The sequence below is a fragment of the Streptomyces sp. 2323.1 genome, from assembly GCF_900221035.1.
GTDB lineage: Bacteria > Actinomycetota > Actinomycetes > Streptomycetales > Streptomycetaceae > Streptomyces > Streptomyces sioyaensis.
The window spans coordinates 926,714-942,477 of the sequence record NZ_LT907981.1 but is presented as its reverse complement, the minus strand read 5'-3'; the positions used below and the strand labels follow the sequence as shown (position 1 = coordinate 942,477).

16 protein-coding genes are annotated in these 15,764 nt (G+C 69.9%); 7 read left to right on the top strand and 9 right to left on the bottom strand.

The features are described 5' to 3' along the window. The first annotated feature begins 34 nt into the window (after window positions 1-34). Window positions 35-499 (top strand): universal stress protein, encoded by a 465-nt coding sequence (locus tag CPH93_RS03415; RefSeq protein ID WP_093489454.1) that lies wholly within the window; start codon window positions 35-37, stop codon window positions 497-499. A gap of 53 nt (window positions 500-552) precedes the next feature. Here CPH93_RS03415 and CPH93_RS03410 read toward each other — a convergent pair whose 3' ends face one another. After that, entirely contained in the window at window positions 553-1,179 is a 627-nt protein-coding gene (locus CPH93_RS03410; protein ID WP_096211891.1) for a DNA polymerase ligase N-terminal domain-containing protein, read from the bottom strand. Window positions 1,180-1,415: 236 nt separating this feature from the next. Here CPH93_RS03410 and CPH93_RS03405 point away from each other — a divergent pair, with 236 nt between their 5' ends. After that, window positions 1,416-2,306 (top strand): Rieske 2Fe-2S domain-containing protein, encoded by an 891-nt coding sequence (locus CPH93_RS03405; RefSeq protein WP_096211890.1) that lies wholly within the window; start codon window positions 1,416-1,418, stop codon window positions 2,304-2,306. Between the two features lie 72 nt (window positions 2,307-2,378). Here CPH93_RS03405 and CPH93_RS03400 read toward each other — a convergent pair whose 3' ends face one another. Together CPH93_RS03400 and CPH93_RS03395 are read right to left on the bottom strand one after the other, a co-directional pair. Next, window positions 2,379-3,167, bottom strand: a complete 789-nt coding sequence (locus CPH93_RS03400; protein ID WP_096211889.1) for an Fpg/Nei family DNA glycosylase — start codon at window positions 3,165-3,167, stop codon at window positions 2,379-2,381. A gap of 296 nt (window positions 3,168-3,463) precedes the next feature. Continuing rightward, on the bottom strand, window positions 3,464-4,360 hold the full coding sequence (locus CPH93_RS03395; protein ID WP_093487225.1) for a serine hydrolase: 897 nt from the start codon (window positions 4,358-4,360) through the stop codon (window positions 3,464-3,466). A 179-nt stretch (window positions 4,361-4,539) separates the two neighbouring features. On the opposite strand from CPH93_RS03395, the gene CPH93_RS03390 reads away from it, so the two are divergent. Then, window positions 4,540-5,712, top strand: coding sequence for an RNA-guided endonuclease InsQ/TnpB family protein (locus CPH93_RS03390; protein WP_107470920.1), 1,173 nt, complete (start codon window positions 4,540-4,542; stop codon window positions 5,710-5,712). A gap of 83 nt (window positions 5,713-5,795) precedes the next feature. On the opposite strand, the gene CPH93_RS03385 is transcribed toward CPH93_RS03390, so the two are convergent. After that, window positions 5,796-6,755: a LysR family transcriptional regulator gene (locus tag CPH93_RS03385; protein ID WP_096211888.1), complete on the bottom strand. Its 960-nt coding sequence runs from the start codon at window positions 6,753-6,755 to the stop codon at window positions 5,796-5,798. A 166-nt stretch (window positions 6,756-6,921) separates the two neighbouring features. On the opposite strand from CPH93_RS03385, the gene bla reads away from it, so the two are divergent. Then, entirely contained in the window at window positions 6,922-7,839 is a 918-nt protein-coding gene (gene bla, locus CPH93_RS03380) for a class A beta-lactamase (RefSeq protein ID WP_173909707.1), read from the top strand. An 86-nt stretch (window positions 7,840-7,925) separates the two neighbouring features. Here bla and CPH93_RS03375 read toward each other — a convergent pair whose 3' ends face one another. Next, window positions 7,926-8,522: a DUF2867 domain-containing protein gene (locus CPH93_RS03375; RefSeq protein ID WP_096211886.1), complete on the bottom strand. Its 597-nt coding sequence runs from the start codon at window positions 8,520-8,522 to the stop codon at window positions 7,926-7,928. A gap of 428 nt (window positions 8,523-8,950) precedes the next feature. On the opposite strand from CPH93_RS03375, the gene CPH93_RS03370 reads away from it, so the two are divergent. Continuing rightward, complete coding sequence (locus tag CPH93_RS03370; RefSeq protein ID WP_096211885.1) at window positions 8,951-9,805, top strand: dienelactone hydrolase family protein; 855 nt, start codon at window positions 8,951-8,953, stop codon at window positions 9,803-9,805. A 100-nt stretch (window positions 9,806-9,905) separates the two neighbouring features. Here the strand turns inward: CPH93_RS03370 and CPH93_RS03365 are convergent, their stop codons facing one another. From CPH93_RS03365 to CPH93_RS03355, 3 genes are all read right to left on the bottom strand, one after another. After that, complete coding sequence (locus CPH93_RS03365) at window positions 9,906-10,682, bottom strand: hypothetical protein (RefSeq protein ID WP_143048111.1); 777 nt, start codon at window positions 10,680-10,682, stop codon at window positions 9,906-9,908. 4 nt (window positions 10,683-10,686) lie between these two features. Further along, the gene (locus tag CPH93_RS03360; RefSeq protein WP_159394955.1) at window positions 10,687-11,826 is read right to left on the bottom strand and encodes a hypothetical protein; all 1,140 of its coding nucleotides are present in this window, start codon (window positions 11,824-11,826) and stop codon (window positions 10,687-10,689) included. Window positions 11,827-12,212: 386 nt separating this feature from the next. Continuing rightward, window positions 12,213-12,851 (bottom strand): TetR/AcrR family transcriptional regulator, encoded by a 639-nt coding sequence (locus tag CPH93_RS03355; RefSeq protein ID WP_096211883.1) that lies wholly within the window; start codon window positions 12,849-12,851, stop codon window positions 12,213-12,215. A 161-nt stretch (window positions 12,852-13,012) separates the two neighbouring features. On the opposite strand from CPH93_RS03355, the gene CPH93_RS03350 reads away from it, so the two are divergent. Both CPH93_RS03350 and CPH93_RS03345 read left to right on the top strand, forming a co-directional pair. Next, a complete protein-coding gene (locus tag CPH93_RS03350) occupies window positions 13,013-13,921 on the top strand; it encodes an NADP-dependent oxidoreductase (RefSeq protein ID WP_173909706.1) in 909 nt (302 codons plus the stop codon). Window positions 13,922-14,018: 97 nt separating this feature from the next. After that, window positions 14,019-14,972 (top strand): NAD(P)-dependent alcohol dehydrogenase, encoded by a 954-nt coding sequence (locus CPH93_RS03345; RefSeq protein ID WP_096211881.1) that lies wholly within the window; start codon window positions 14,019-14,021, stop codon window positions 14,970-14,972. Between the two features lie 300 nt (window positions 14,973-15,272). Here the strand turns inward: CPH93_RS03345 and CPH93_RS03340 are convergent, their stop codons facing one another. Next, window positions 15,273-15,653 carry a winged helix-turn-helix transcriptional regulator gene (locus tag CPH93_RS03340; protein WP_197708734.1) on the bottom strand — a complete coding sequence of 127 codons (381 nt, stop codon included), beginning with the start codon at window positions 15,651-15,653 and terminating at the stop codon, window positions 15,273-15,275. Window positions 15,654-15,764 lie beyond the last annotated feature (111 nt).

The following is a 15,764-nucleotide window of genomic DNA, read 5'->3' as shown; positions in this document are numbered from 1 at the left end:
AACCTTCCCGGCACGCCCTGTTGCGGAGGTGACCATGAACAGCAGCCAACCGAACGGAAGCGAGTGCATCGTCGTAGGGGTCGACGGCTCGGAGTCGTCCAAGGAAGCCCTGCACTGGGCGGTACGCCAGGCGGAGTTGGACCACTCCACCGTCAACGCGGTGCTGGCCTGGGAGTACCCGCCGCTGTACGGCTCGATCGGCTGGATCGACGCACCGCAGGCACTCGAGACCGACCTGAAGGTACGGGCGGATCAGACGCTGGACGGCGCCATCAGCGAGGTCGTCCGCGCGCATGACGCCCCGCGGATCTCCGCCACCGTGGCGTACGGGACACCCTCCGGAGTGCTCCAACACGCGGCGCAGGACGCGTCGTTGCTGGTCGTGGGTCGCCGCAGGCGTGGGATCCTGGGCGCGCTCCGCGGTTCCCTGAGCCGGCACTTCACCCGGCACGCGCCGTGCCCGGTGGTCGTCGTCAGCGAGCAGAGCCAGCGGGCGTAGCGGCCGCGAGTGGCCCACCGTGCGGCCGGCAGCGTCTCCAAGGGGTCCGGCCCTCAGGCTTCGTCCCCCTCCGCCGCCTCCTCGGCGGCCACCTGCTTGAGAGTGCGCCCGCTGTGTACCGACCGGGCCCGCCAGGGGTCGGGGGTGCCGCCGCGCCCGGCCCGGTCGTCCTTCTCCTTCACCAGCAGCCAGGCCTCGCGCTCCCCGGAGTCCTTGCCGCCACGGAACCGGGTGAGGGCGTAGCCGCCGCGGAGCTTGCGGCCGTCCAGCCAGAAGGAGGCGTGGCCGTCCGCCAGCGACTGGCCGAACGAGAGCGTGCGGCCCTTCTTCTTGCGCGCCAGCGGCCGGTAGGTGCCCTCGTCCCAGACGATCACGGTGCCCCCGCCGTATTCGCCCTGCGGGATGACGCCCTCGAATGTGCGGTACTCCAGCGGATGGTCCTCCGTCGGCATCGCGAGCCGCTTGTCGTGGGGGTCGCCGGACGGGCCCTTGGGGACGGACCAGGATTTCAGCACGCCGTCGACCTCCAGCCGGAAGTCGAAGTGCAGCGTGCTCGCGTCATGGATCTGTACGACGAAGCAGGGGGCCTCGCCGGCGTCCGCCTGTTCGCCCCGCGGCTCGCGGGTGCGGTCGAAGTGCCGTTTGCCGCGGTACGCCGTCAGTCCGTCGTTGCCGCCCACGTGACCGCCTCCCCTTCCGTCCGAGGGCCACCTCTCTCACTGTGGCGTGCGACGGGCGGGGCCGCATGCGCGCGCCAAGAACGCAATGACCCGTACGGCCGCGCCGCTCGCGCACAACCGGGGCACTCATCCCGGAAGCCCCTTCGACGGGCGAGGGCGGCCCGGCTTGTGCATGCTTTTCAGGGGTCCTGGGGACACCCACGCCCCGCTTTCCGTGCCCTTGAAGGAGGCAGCACGTGGAACGTGACAGCCGCACCTCGCCCAGCACCGGGTCGTTCCTGAAGGCGCTCGACGCCCTGGCCGACATGCAGCGGCTCGATCCGGCGATCAGCGTCCTCCAGCGGGCGGTACGGGCCGTGCCATGGGGCAGGTACCGCGATGTGCTCCACGGCCGCCAGCTGGGACATCCGCTCCACCCGGCCCTCGTACAGCTCCCGATGGGGGCCTGGCTGTCCGCTGCGCTGCTGGACGCCGTTCCCGGTACGCGGAAGAGCGCCCGTCTTCTGGTGGGGGCGGGCCTCATGGCAGCCGTACCCGCAGCCGTGTCCGGCTCCGTGGACTGGGCCGAGCAGCACGAACAGCAGATGCGCACCGGCCTGGTACACGCCGCCGCGAATGTGGCCGCTGTCGGGCTGTACGCCGGCTCATGGGTGGCGCGCGGCCGCCATCGGTATGGCTGGGGCAGGGCCTTGGGGTACGCGGGACTGGGCATCGCGGGCGCCGGCGCGATGCTGGGCGGCCACCTGGCATTCCGGCAGGCGGCCGGCGCCAACAAGACGGAGCCGGTGCCGCATCTTCTGGAGCCCGAGTGGCAGGCCGTGGGCGCCGTGGGGGAGTTTCCGGTCGGTGAGGCGGTGCGCCGGGAGCTGGGGGAGGTGCCCGTGCTGATGGTCCGGGAAAGCGGCGGGGACATCCATGCCCTTGCGGACAGGTGCAGCCATTTCTCGGGTCCGCTGTCCGAAGGAAGGCTCGTGGACGGCTGTGTGGAGTGCCCCTGGCACGGCAGCGTTTTCCGGCTGACGGACGGTTGGAACGTACGGGGCCCGGCCACCGCCCCGCAGCCTTCCTTCGAAACCCGCGTGAGTGCGGGCGGCGTGGTGGAGGTGCGGCTGCCGGGCGCCGGCTGACTCGTAGGGCCCGGGCCGGGACGCCGGAGATCCGGGCGGCGGCTGGCTCGGACGCCGGGCGGCCCGGGCAGTTCACACCGCTGCCGGCTGGCACCGAGGGCACCACACCGTACGCCGGCCGGCCGTACGCCCGCTGCAGAGCCGTTCGCCGCAGCGGGGGCAGACCGGATCGGCCTCGTCACGGCGGCCGGTGAGCCACGCTCTGCGCGGCGGTACCCGGCCGGCTGCCACCGCCGAGCGCAGCGTCCGGCGCATGCCCGTGTACAACCGCCCCAGCTCCTGGCCGGTGAGCGTGCCGACCGGCCGAGCGGGGTGCACCTTCGCACGCCACAGGATCTCGTCGGCCAGCAGGTTGCCGAGGCCGGCCAGGACGGACTGGTCGAGGAGTGCCGACTTGATGCCGCCGCGTCGGCCGGACAGCGCGTCCTCGAAGCCGGGGCGGTCGACCGTCAGCGCGTCGGGCCCCTGACTCTTCATCATGCGGGCCACGGCGGATTCGTCCGCCAGCCAGAGCCCCTTGAGCTTGCGCTGATCGCGGTAGCGGAGCTGCTGGTCGTCACCGACCGTGAACGTCACGCGGTCATGAGGGTGCAGCGCCTCGGCCGGGGGACAGCAGAGGAGCTGCCCGGTCATGCCGAAGTGCAGCAGCAGGGTCGGGCCCTTCTCGGTGGGCGCCAACAGCCACTTTCCCCGCCGCTGGGGCTCGGCGAACCGCCGCCCCTCCAACGAACGCCGCAGCCGACGCGCGCTCACCCCGTGCAGGACTCCCTCGTCGTGCACCTCGATCCGCCGCAGAGGGGCGCCCCGCGCACAGGAGTCGAGAACCTTCCGGAAGGCCTCCACATCGGGCAGCTCAGGCATGTGGCCCTCCGTCGATGGTGCGCTGAAAGCCTTCGGGCGAGGCATGCGGGCCGGGCCCGCGGCCGGGCGGTGGCGCGGCCCAGGTGCGCTGCCCGGCGGCCCCCGCTTGGGCCACGTACAGGGAAAGCCCCCACGGATGTCACGAGTTCCCGGCCCTCCCCGGGGCTAACGAACCACCACGGGAATTGCTCCGGATGCACCCGCCGGGCAGCCCTGACCGCAGTGAAGCGCGTTCGCCGGGCGCCCTGGCCTCCGTCCTCACCCGACAGCGCTCGTGGCGCCGCGGATCCCCAGGACTACGCGCCCGACCGCCGCCGTGTGCGGGGTGCCCGGAGGGCGTCGACGGCGATCCGGGCGGCGGTGCCGATGACCGCGTCGGCCGCGGGGAGGGTGGCGGCGGTGTTGGCGGCCCGGGTGAAGACGGCGACGGCGTAGCGGCCGCCGTCGGGGTATTCGACGACGCCGACCTCGTTGCGCAGCGTGGGGAGGCTGCCGGTCTTGCCGGCGACGTGCACGTCGTCGAACGGGAAGCCGGAGGCGAGGCGGTGCGGCCAGACCTGGAGCCCGAGGAGCCGGCGGATCGCGGCGCCGTGGTCGGGGGTGCCGGCCTCATCACGCCAGATGCAGGACAGCAGGCGGGTCATGTCCCGCGGGGTGCTGCGGTTGGTGCGGGCCGGGTCGAGAGCGGTGAGCCGGGTGATGGTGTGCGGATCGGTCAGCGCCCTTGTGCCGCTCGGTCCGGCGTCCTGCTTGATGGTGTCGAGGAGTTGCCGGAAGGTGTGGATGGCGAGGGTGTGGGAGAGGCCGAGCTGCGTGGTGGTGCGATTGACGGCATCGAGGCCGACCCGTTCCAGGAGGAGATCGGCGGCGATGTTGTCGCTGACGCTCATCATCAGGTAGGCGGCGTCGCGCAGTGACACCCGCGCGGGATCGAGCATGGCGCCCAGGCCCGTGAGCCCGAAGGTGCGGCCGGTGGGCGGCACCTCGATCTGCTCGGTGAGCTCGAAGTCGCCTTGTGCGGCGCACTGGTGGAGGGCGACGAGCAGACAGAGCTTGTGGACGCTGGCCGTGACGACCGGATGGTCGGGGTGAAAACCGACCTCCGCGCCGCTGTCGATGTCGCAGGCATGCAGCCAGCCCGTGACAGCCGCGTCCGCGAAGGCGGTTCGGATGTGGTCCTGGGTGCGGGTCATCAGTTCTCCTTCGTGGATACCTCCGGCTTCAGCCGGAGGAGGTAACGAAGCTCCTGCGGAGCAGGGCAGGGAAAGGCGAATCGCCGCCAGGGCGATTCGGCGTTCACGACGGGTGTGGTGAGGCGGCCCGCTTGATCAAGGAATCTCAACTGTCAGTGCTCCCAGGTAGGTTGTTGGGCATGACGACGGAAGCGAAGACGGAGTTTGCCGGGCACTGCCGGTACACCTACCGGCTTCGCCTGTCGTCCACGGCCCGAGCCGCGCTCGAAGCCGAGTGGGACCGGTTGCGCTGGGTGTGGAATGAGTGCGTCGCGAAGTCGAAGGCGACGTATCTGCACAACAAGGCCACCGGCGAGAAGCAGACGTGTGGGCCGGTGCAGCTCGCCGCGATGCTGACCGAGGCCCGCGCCCGTAACCCGTGGCTGCGTGAGGGGGCGTGTGTGCCGCAGCAGCAGTTGATACGCGACTTCGGCACGTCCCGCGCGAAGGCACTCAAGGACATCAAGGCCCGGCTTCCCGTGCGGCAGCGGGCCGGGATGCCGAAGTACAAGAAGAAGCGCGAGGCGCTTGCCACCCTGGAGTACACCAAGCGCGGATTCCGGCTCAAGGACGGGCGCCTGCACCTCGCCCGCGGGATCGTGGTGCGGGTTGTGTGGTCGCGGGAGCTTCCCCAACCACCCTCCAGCGTGCGCGTCTACCGGGACAGTGTCGGACACTGGTGGGCATCCTTCGTCGTCCCCGCGGTGACCGAGCACCTGCCCGAGACCGGGCACGTGCTCGGCATCGACTGGGGCGTCAAGGAAACCGCGACCACTACATCCGACGACCACGATCTTCCCCACCCGCAGTACGGGAAGAGCGCCGCGCAGAAAATCGCCCGCTATCAGCGGATGATGGCCCGCAGGAAGCCGAAGAAGGGCCGGCCCGGCTCGAAGGGCTACCGCGAGGCGAAGCGCCAGACCGCGAAGCTGCACAAGAAGGTCGCACGCCAGCGCCAGGACACTGCCCGCAAGTGGGTCAAACGCGTCGTCCGCGACCATGACGCGTTGGCCGTGGAGGACTTCAAGCCGAAGTTCCTTGCGAAGTCGACCATGGCGAAGAAGGCCGCCGACGCCGCGATCGGCGCCACCAAACGGGCCATGGTCGAGATGGGCCGCAAGCACGGGCGCGCTGTGCATCTGGTCAACCCTGCGCACACCACCATGGACTGCGCACACTGCGGAGCGAGAGCCAAGCACCGCCTACCTCTTTCCGAGAGAACGTATACGTGCACCGCATGCGGAACCGTGTCCCCCAGGGACAAGAACTCCGCCCGCGTGATGCTCGTCCGGGCTGGTCTCGTACCCGGCTAGCGCTGATCTTGTAAGACCTGCGCGCCCGCCGCGGCCTCAGGCGAAGTGAGCTAGGAATCCCCCTCCTTCAGGAGGGGGAGGAGTCAAAGCCAGTACTCCGCTGTGGGGCGTAGGTGGAGAGGGGGCAGGGGCTGGTCCATGCTCACTGTGTCAGTGCCCCACAGTGCCTGGGTGACCGCTTCGGCGAAGGCGTCGACCGCGGCGTCCCGGTGCCCCTGGCGCCAGGCGACCGAGTGCCGCCAGGCCAGGGGAGTGCCGGCCAGGTGGCGCCAGATGATCTGCGGGTGTGCGGGCGCGGGCTGGGTGTCCCTGGGGCTGAAGGCGACGGCCTGCGAGGAGAGGATCAGGCCGCGGATGAAGCTGGGGCTCTGGCCGTGGCGGACGGCGGTGGGCGTGTAGCCGTTGCGGGCGCAGGTGGTCAGCAGCTCGTCATGCAGCGCGGGGGCATCGGCCCGCGGGAAGAGGACCAGGTCGTGCCCGGTCAGGGCGGCCAGCGGCACGTCGGTCAGCTGCGCGGCGGGATGGTCGTGCCGCAGGAGGACGCCGAGCTCGCGCCGCAGCAGGGGGCCGATCTCCAGCCCGGACACGTCGCAGGGATGGTGGACGAGCCCGACGTCGAGGGCTCCGGCGCCGAACCGGTCGAGTTGCTGGGCGGTCGTCAGCTCGTGCAACTCCAGCTCCGTGCCGGCCTGGCGTTCCGCGAAGTCCGCCAGGAGCGCGGCGATGGTCTCGCCGGAGACGTCCGGAGGGAGCGCGGCGCGCAGGAGTCCGCTCTCACCGTCGCGGATCCGGCGCGCGGTGGCCAGGAGCGCTTCGGACCGGGTGAGGATCTCGCGCGCCTCCGCCAGCAGCAAAGTGCCGCCGTGAGTGATCGTCACGTGCCGGCTGGAGCGCTCGAAGAGCCGGATGCCCAGTTCGCGCTCCAGGCGCTGGATGCGCTGCGACAGCGGCGGCTGGCCCATGCCCAGGCGGGCTGCCGCCCGGCCGAAGTGTGACTCTTCAGCAACAGCCACAAAGCACCGGAGATGCCCCAATAGGTCCATGAGCAGCAAGAATATCAAAAGCAGATGGATACGTGCACGATATGCATCTTGGACATGAACGTCTCTCTGATGCTCTTCTCGGGGCATGTCCGCATCTCCGATTCGCATCGGCGCGGGGATTCCAAAGCGCAGGCGGCAACACACACGATTTCAAAAGGAGATGACTGTGCACGCCACAGGATCGAACACGTCTCGACGCACCGTGCTCGCGCTGGGTACCGGGGCCGTACTGGCCGTTGCCACCCCCCTGAGGGGCAGCGCGTACGCCTCAGCACCGCACGCCGACGAGCTCTCGCGCCGGCTGACGGACCTTGAGCAGCAGCACTCCGCCCGCCTGGGGGTGTTCGCCCACAACCCCGCCACCGGCCGGAGCGTGCTCCACCGTGCGGACGAGCGCTTCCCCATGTGCTCGCTCTTCAAGACGCTCGCCGCCGCAGCCGTCCTGCGGGACCTCGATCACCACGGCGAGTTCCTGGCCAAGCGCATCCGGTACACCGCGAAGGACGTCAGGAAGGCGGGCTACGCACCGGTCACCGGTACGCCCGAGAACCTCGCCCGCGGCATGACGGTCGCCGACCTGTGCGCCGCCGCGATCTCCTACAGCGACAATGCTGCAGGCAACCTCCTGCTCCGCGAGCTGGGCGGACCGACCACGATCACCCGCTTCTGCCGCTCGACCGGGGACCGCACCACCCGCCTCGACCGGTGCGAGCCCGAACTGAACTCGGCCGAACCGTCGCGTATCACCGACACCACCAGCCCCCGCGCCATCGGACAGACCTACGCACGCCTCACCCTCGGCACCGCGCTCACCCCCAAGGACCGTAAACAGCTCACCAGTTGGCTGCGAGCCACGACCACCAGCGGCGAGAAGTTCCGAGCCGGCCTGCCGTCCGACTGGGCCGTCGCGGACAAGACGGCGGGCGGCAAGTACGGGACCAACCACGACGTGGGCCTCGCCTGGCCGCCCGGCCGCTCACCGATCGTCATGGCCGTCCTGACGACGAAACGCGAGCCCGATGCGGCGGCCGACAACCCCCTGGTCGCCAAAACGGCCGCGCTGCTGGCCAAGGCACTCGCCTGATCCCTGGAGGGCGCGCCTCCGTCAACAGCAGCTCATTCCCACGCAGTTGGTGACGATGGCAAGGCTGCGCCCTCCGCCGGATCCGGTCAGCCCGCACTCCGTTCGCCGGGACCGGCCTGCCACTCCCGCCCGATCCCGCGAATCAGCGCCGGGTACACCCCCAGGTACCGGAAGGGTTTGATGCCTGCCATGTAGACGGCGCCGAGCGACCCGTTCGGCTTCACCAGGACGGCCATCTGGCCGCGGTAGCCACCGGCTCCGTCCGGGACCCACCCGATGTGCCGCACCGCATGCACCGTCCGGTTGGCGATCTCGGACGCCCACTCGTCGTGCGTCTGGTAAAGCGAGGTGAACACAGATCCGGGGAGGTCGGGCCCCGGGGGACCCTCACGGAGATCCGCCGGCAGCCGGTCCCGCAGCGTCCGCACCCGGGTGCCGAGCCCGGCGTCGGACGTGTCCCAGCCGAGCAGCGCCCCGAGCTTCCAGCGGACGGCGAAGAGCATGCGCGGCACGGGGGAGGAGACAGGCGCTCCGTCGCTCTTGGCGAACTGGCGCACCAGCCGCGCGAGGTCGTCGGGGCCGCCTGGCGTCGGCAGCGCCCACACGTCCTCGACGTGGAAGTCGCCGGCGATCTCGTGGATCCGCCAGGGACGGGACGTGTGGGCGGTTCTGGGCAGTCTCATGAGCAGGCCCCATCTATACGATGCCGTATGGAGCCAGCGTAGCCGTATGTATACGCAACCGTATAGATGGGGCCGAGCCTGCCGGCGGACCGGCTTGGCGGCAGGGGAGTCCGCGCGGCCGAGAACCGACTGCTACTGGCGGCCAGTTGGCGGGACCAGTTGTCGGTGTGATCGGTGCCCGGCACAGCAAAGGCGGGGGCGCGCCGGGAGGTTCGCTGGGTAGTCTCACGTCGAACCACATCGACCCACCACAGGGCCTCACCCCCATCGACGCACCCCATCGACTCACCCCATCGACCCACACCTCGAACTCGCACGACGTCGGCGGGGGCGAGGCGTCCCGATGGGGGCGAGGCGTCCCGATGGGGGCGAGGCGCCCGTTTGCGGAGAGCACCCCCATCAGCAACCAACCAGGACGGCGGCCATCCATGGCAGATCACGATCTCACCGGGTTCGACCGCAGCACCTTCACCCATGACGGCAACACCCGCCGGATTCTGCGTCGCGGTACGGGACCCGCGGTGATCGTGATGGCGGAGATTCCGGGGATCACGCCCAAGGTGCTGGAGTTCGCGGAACGCGTGGCCGCCATCGGCTGTACCGTCGTACTCCCGGTGCTCTTCGGCAAGCCCGGCCACGATGCCAACCCTGCGGCCCACGGCCGGCTGAACTCCGCGCTCTACGCGGCCTCATCGATGTGGCAGGTGTGCGTGAGCCGGGAATTCACCGTGCTGGCCACCGGGAAAACCTCCCCCGTGGTGACCTGGCTGCGAGCCTTGGCCGCGCACGAACACGAGCGCTGCGGCGGCCCCGGCGTCGGAGCCGTCGGCATGTGTCTCACCGGCGGCTTCGCCCTCGCGATGGCGACCGACGAGCGCCTGCTCGCCCCCGTCGTGTCCCAGCCGTCCCTGCCGCTGGCCCTCACCAGGAGCCGGGCCGGCACCATCGACGTCTCCGCCGAAGACCTCGCCGCCGTCCGGGGCCGCTGCGAGCGTACGGGCCTTCAGGTCATGGGGCTGCGGTTCCGCGGCGACCGGTTGGTGCCGGGCGACCGGTTCGCCTTTCTGCGCCGCGAACTCGGTGCGGCGTTCACCGCCGTCGAACTGGACGACTCCGCCGCAAATCCCGACGCCGTGCTGCCGCCGCACTCCGTGCTGACGGAGCACCTCATCGACGCACCCGGCCAGCCGACCCGCGCGGCGCTGGACGAGGTGCTCGACCTCTTCCGCACCCGCTTGCTCGATGAGCAGCACCGCGACACGACGGCGGTGACGGGCACCTGACGGAGAGAAGCGAATCGGGGCCCCGTCGGACTGTCACCAGATCAGCGTGCGCACACGGGAAGGATGGCGGCAGCAGGCGTCGCCGCCTGGACCTCCGCGGTCAGCTGAAGATCGCCAGGGGGCGGACCTCCAGGACGGCATCCGTGGGCCTCCATCTGCGGACCTTGCCCAGGCAGAGGGCGAAGAAGGGGCCGGAGTCCGGCTCCACCTCCTCCTCCGAGCGCAGGCCCGCAGTGCGACAGGACAGGCGTACGCGGGCGGTTGCGGTGGAGCCGTAGGGGGCCGTGAGGACGGTGCGGGTTTCGGACGAGGAGGCATCGTCCCTCTCGAAGTCCCCGGTGAGCAGGACGAACCCGCGGTCGATGACGCTGAGGCGGACCGGCTCCTTCCGGGAGCCCTCGGAACAGGCCTTGGTCAGCGCCGCATTGCGTCGTACGGTGCCGCGTCGCAGGTTGGCGTGGACGATGGCGTCGCTGCGCTCCAAGCCGTCGACGAGGACGCTGATCACGGAAATGGCTTCGGCCACCTCGATGTAGTTGGTGACGACCTCGCGGCTGCGCTCGTAGTCGGCGCTCGGCTGGAGGAACGACGGCACGAGCAGCTGGAGCCTGGCGGTCCAGCTGGTCCTGGTCCGCTGCTCGACCTCCTTGCGGAGCGCCGTGGCGTACCGGTTCATCTGGTACACGTCCATGATCTTCCGGTCGTCGAGGTAGATGCAGGTGCTGTCGCCCACCAGCCGCTCCGATGGCCGCCTGCGCCGCCGCCGGGCGCCGTTGAGCAGAACCAACAGGACCACCATGCACGCGGCGGTCGTCAGCCACACGAGCATCCAGCGCCAGTTGAGGTCCCACCACAGGCGATCGCTGAAGACAGGCATGCGGTCACCCACTCGGCTTCTGTTGGCCCTGGTCCGACACCGGCTTCGGGCACTGCTTGATGGCTGCGATCATCTGCTCCAGCACCTGCCAGTCGGGCATTTTCGCCACCGTCTGCTCGCCGCTGGAGGGCTGCGGGGCGGGGATGCCCTCGCCGTTCAGATACGTGGCCAGCTCGTTGACGCTCCCGGAAGGGAGGAGCTGGTAGCCGAGCTGCGTCTCACGGCGGCGCAGCTCGGGGTCGGCCTCCAGCAGCTTGCCGAGTTGGTCGGCCTTGTGGTTCAGGGCGATGAAGTGCGGCTGCGACATCATCTCGGCCCGTGGGTAGAGCAGCACCCGCTCGGTGTCCGCCGTCCCGTGTGCGGCACGGTACGCGGCCTGGTAGGCCAGGTACTGGTGCTCGTACAGGACGGCGATCGGGTCCTGGCTGATGCCGTTGGAGTCGATGTAGTACGTGTACAGGCTGTCGCTGGCGCTGCCCTGACTGAGCAGCAGCGACGAGATGCCGCGGGCCAACGCCCGAGCCGACGTGGGTTCGGTGGGCGGAGCGTTGTGGTGCTGGGTGGAGGCCACCAGACCCAGGTAGCTGTCCGCCGAGTTGGACTGGCAGATGTCGGAGGTCTGGGCGACCACGAGGTTGTCGTTGCTGATGCCGTAGCGGCCGACGTGGAGGTCGTTCCAGCTCAGGCGCTGCCGGGTCAGGCTCAGGAACTTGTCCATGTCGAGCGTGTAGTAGAGCGGCTGTCCGCCGTCGGAAGCGCGCTGGGGCGAGGCCACATGCCGGGCGTGCAGCGCTTCCGCGTAGGCACGGAAGCTGGCCAGGACCAGGGGGCTGTCGAAGGGGTGAAAGTTCTTGCTGTATTCCCCGGCCGCCTGCCGTGCGTCGTTGATCCGGTCCGCGGCGGGCTTGCCGGAGGGGAAGACGAAGTCGAGGCCCTTCAGGCTGCCGGTCGCCACCTGGCGCGAACCTGCATTGAAGGCTTCCACCCGCAATCCGTGCTTGCGCAGGATCCGGATGACCTGCGGGTCCTCGAAGAAGTCGCTGATGGACGCCAGCCGGCCCCTGAGGGTGGTGACCTGTTCAAACGGCAGCAGGAGGTGCTGCGTCATCGTCAGACAGACGACCCCCGTCACCGTCAGGGCCATGACCACGGCCAGCGTCAGCGCACGGAGGACGCGCGGCCATAAGGAGCGAGGGGCGGCTCGTACGACGGCCAGCGACGGTTCGGCCGTTGGCGAAGCCGGAGCTGGACCGGTCAGCGGAGCTGGGTCGTCCACGCGTTCCCCCCGAAGCCGACGCACGTGCACCAGAGCACCAGAGCGTGCCGACAAAGGGTGTACTGGGGGCGGCGATTGCGCAATCGCGGTGTGAATATGAAGCGGGCTTCTCCCGATGCGGCCGGAACAGGTGCGAGCGGCGGGGAGGACGGCGAGCCGAAGGCAGCGCTTCTGCTAGGCAGCAGCGAGAGCCTCAGCGGCGTACGTCTCCTCGCCGGGTGCGCGGCGGCGGGCTGCACGCTTCCACATTCCGCTCAGGATTCCGCGTTGCGGTGATGCGATGCCGCCCCCGGTGCCCTCCTCGTGTCGATGCGCTCGCCGGCTTCGAGTGTGGTGAGCCACTGTGCGACGACGACGTCGATGAACTCATCGGTCACGTCGCTGCGGTCGAGGAAGAGCCGCGCGAGGACCGGCCCGTAGAGCAGGGTGTACTCGGCGTCGTCGAGCTGGACGCCGGAGGGCTCCAGCAGTTTGTTCAGGGCCGCGCGGCGGTCCTGGCCGATGCGCGCCAAGGCCTGGGCGCTGTCGGGGTCGTGGTCGGCCTGGGCGGTCACAGCCAGCACTGCGGTACGGATGGCCGGTTCGCTGATGCCGGCGCGCAGGCTCTTCAGCCAGTCGGTGGCAACGGCGCGTACGTCGCTGCCCGGCTCCGGGTAATTGCCGAGGTCGGGGCCCTCCAGGATCAGGTCGAAGAGCAGCGCGGCCCGGTTGGGCCAGTGGCGGTAGAGCGTCTGGCGGGTGACGTCGGCGCGCTCGGCCAGCAGTGCGTACGTCAGCCCGGTCGGTCCGACCTGGGGCAGCAGTTCACGGGCGACGGTCAGGACGCGATTGCGGGTGCGCTGGACGCGCGGGTTGCTCGGGGTCGGCTGACGCCGATGGAGGGGCTGTGGCATGGGCCCCACCCTACCGATCAATCATACGTAGCGTGTGATTCAAGCCACACCTCGACACCAAATCATACGTCGCGTGTGATACAAAGAAATCACACGCACTGGATGATTCATGGCCCGTGCGGTCCGGTCCTCTCCCCCTCCTCAGGAAGTGTCTGATGTCGATGTCCACTGCAATCACCTTCTCCGAGTACGGCGGGCCCGAGGTTCTCGCCCTGTCCCAGATCGCCACCCCCGAACCGGGGCCGGGCCAGGTCCGCATCCGCGTGCGGGCGGCCGCGGTCAACCCGATCGACGTGCGGATCCGCGCCGGGGCGATGCAGGGTGTCTTCCCGGTCGCCTTCCCGATGGTCCCGGGCTGGGACGTGGCCGGTGTCGTCGACAAGGCCGGCGAGGGCGCCGGCGCCTCGGTCGGCGATGAGGTCTTCGGCGTCGCCTCGGCCGGCGGCTACAGCCAGTACGCACTGCTCGATCGGCCCTTCGCCAAGCCCGCGGAGGTGTCGTTCGAGACCGCGGCTGCGATGGTCACGGTCGGCGAGGCCGCCTACCGGGCGATCGAGCACCTCGGCGTACAGCCGGGGCAGACACTGCTGATCCACGGCGCGGGCGGCAGCGTGGGCACCGTCGCCGTGCAGGTGGCCACCGCCCGCGGAATCACCGTGATCGGCACTGTCGCTGAGCAGGACATCGAGCGCGTCAACGCCCTCGGCGCGCGCGCCGTGCTCTACGGCGAGGGCTGGGTGGAGCGGGTCAAGACCGTCGCCCCGGACGGTGTGGACTCCGTCTTCGACACCTCGGGCGCCAGCATACTCGCCGACTCCGTTGCCCTGGCCGGCGATGCGGACAAGGTCATCACCATCGCCGACCCGTCCTTCGCCCAGCACGGCGTGCGGTTCACCGGCATGGACCCGGCCGACCGCTTCCCCGAGGCCCTGCCGCAGCTGGCCGCCCTGATCGCCGCCGGCAAGCTCGACGTCCCCGTCTGGCACGCGTACCCGCTCGCCGAGGCCGCCCAAGCGCACGCCGACATCGAAGCCCGCCGCAACCAGGGCAAGGTCGTCCTCCTTCCCTGACCAGAGCCACCACCTGGCCCAAGCTCTCAGCGCGAGGCACCGCGGCAACCCGACCACCCCCACTGCCCTGACCAGCAATCTCTCGATAGGAAGTGACATGAAGGCCGCTCAGATCACCGGCTTCGGCGCACCGGATGTCCTGCAGATCAACGACGTTGACCGCCCCGCGCCCGGTGCAGGTGAGGTCCTGATATCGGTCGAGGCGTCAAGCGTGAACGGACTCGACACGATCGTCCGCGCAGGGGGCTTGCGGATCGTGACCGGACACCGGTTCCCGATCGGGGTGGGACTGGACTTCGCCGGTGTCGTCGCCGCAACCGGCGCCGACGTTCCGCAGTACCAGGTGGGAGACCGAGTGTGGGGCACGGTGCACCCGCTCAAGCGGCACACTCTCGGCGGAGCTGCCGAATACGTCGTGGTGCCCGCGGACCGTATCGGGCCCGCACCGGCAGATGTCTCCCCGGTGGAGGCGGCTTCCCTGGTCGTCGCAGGAACGACCGCGCTGATCGCACTGCGGGACACGCTGCACCTCACGAGCGGCGAACGCCTCCTGGTCCGTGGCGCCGCCGGCGGAGTCGGCACGGCCGCCGTACAACTCGCCCACGCGATGGGCGGCCACGTCACCGCGCTGTCCCGCGGCCGCCATGCCGAGGCGCTGCGTGAGCTGGGAGCCGACGAGGTCTTCGACTACGGCGCCGCCACACCGGAGCAGCTCGGCCCCTTCGACGTCATCCTGGACACCGTCGGCTCGGAACTGAACTCCTACCGGCGTCGACTGACCCGCGAAGGCAGGATGGCCACCATCGCACTGTCCGCCTCGTCCATGGCCGCGATCGCCGCATCGAGCGTGCACGGCCCCCGCCGCATCCGCACGTTGAGCGCCAACCCCGACACCGCCCTGCTGCGCGACCTGGCCGACTACGTGACCTCTGGTGGACTGCGGCCCGTCATCGACAGCGTGTATCCGCTGGCAGACATCGCCTCGGCGCATCAGGCATTCGGGCGAGGCGGGGCGGTGGGCAAGCGGGTGATAGCCGTGTCCGGGGAGTAACTCATATGTGCTGAACGGGCGTTGCACCGCCGCTCCTACCGGGGACGGGCCTCCCAGACACAGCACCGTCACTTGACTCGATGGGGTCACCGCGGTGGGCGCCAAAGTGGTCAGGCGCCGCAGCTTTTCGTGCAGCGGCAGCGCGAAGCCGTCAGGATGAAGTTCCTGGCATCCAGGTCTGGCGGACCGCCTCCTCGAGCAGTCCATGCAGAATGGGACCGCACTCATTCGCTCACCACCCCGTTAACGACGGCGAGGTGACGGGGGGCGTAACCGACGACCCGCCTCCCCGTCCAGGGCTCAGGTTTCCGTCGCCGCCTGGTCGTCGTCTTGCGCCTGGGCCTTCCGGTGCTGGCGATACCAGCTGCCCCAGCTGTCGAGCTGACCGATGATGTCCCGCAGGCTCTCGCCGGCCTCGGTGAGCGCGTACTCCACCCTCGGCGGCACTTCCGGGTAGACGGTCCGCGACACGAGGCCGTCATCCTCCAGCTCTCGAAGCTGCCGGGTGAGCATCCGCTGGGTGACGGTGGGCATGGCCTGTTTGAGTTCGCCGAATCGGTGTGTGCCTAACAAGAGGTACCTGATGATCAGTAGCTTCCATTTTCCGCCGACGACCGACAGCACCACCTCGGTGTTGCACCATTCGGCCATCGCGTCCACCCGCTCGCGTTCCCGCCTCATGATCATCACTGTAACCAGGTATACCGACTGACACTATGCGGCCGGAGGGGCACCGAGGCACATCAAAGACCGTACTTGTGGCAGAAGTTGGCCGCTGCACACAGTGGTGGG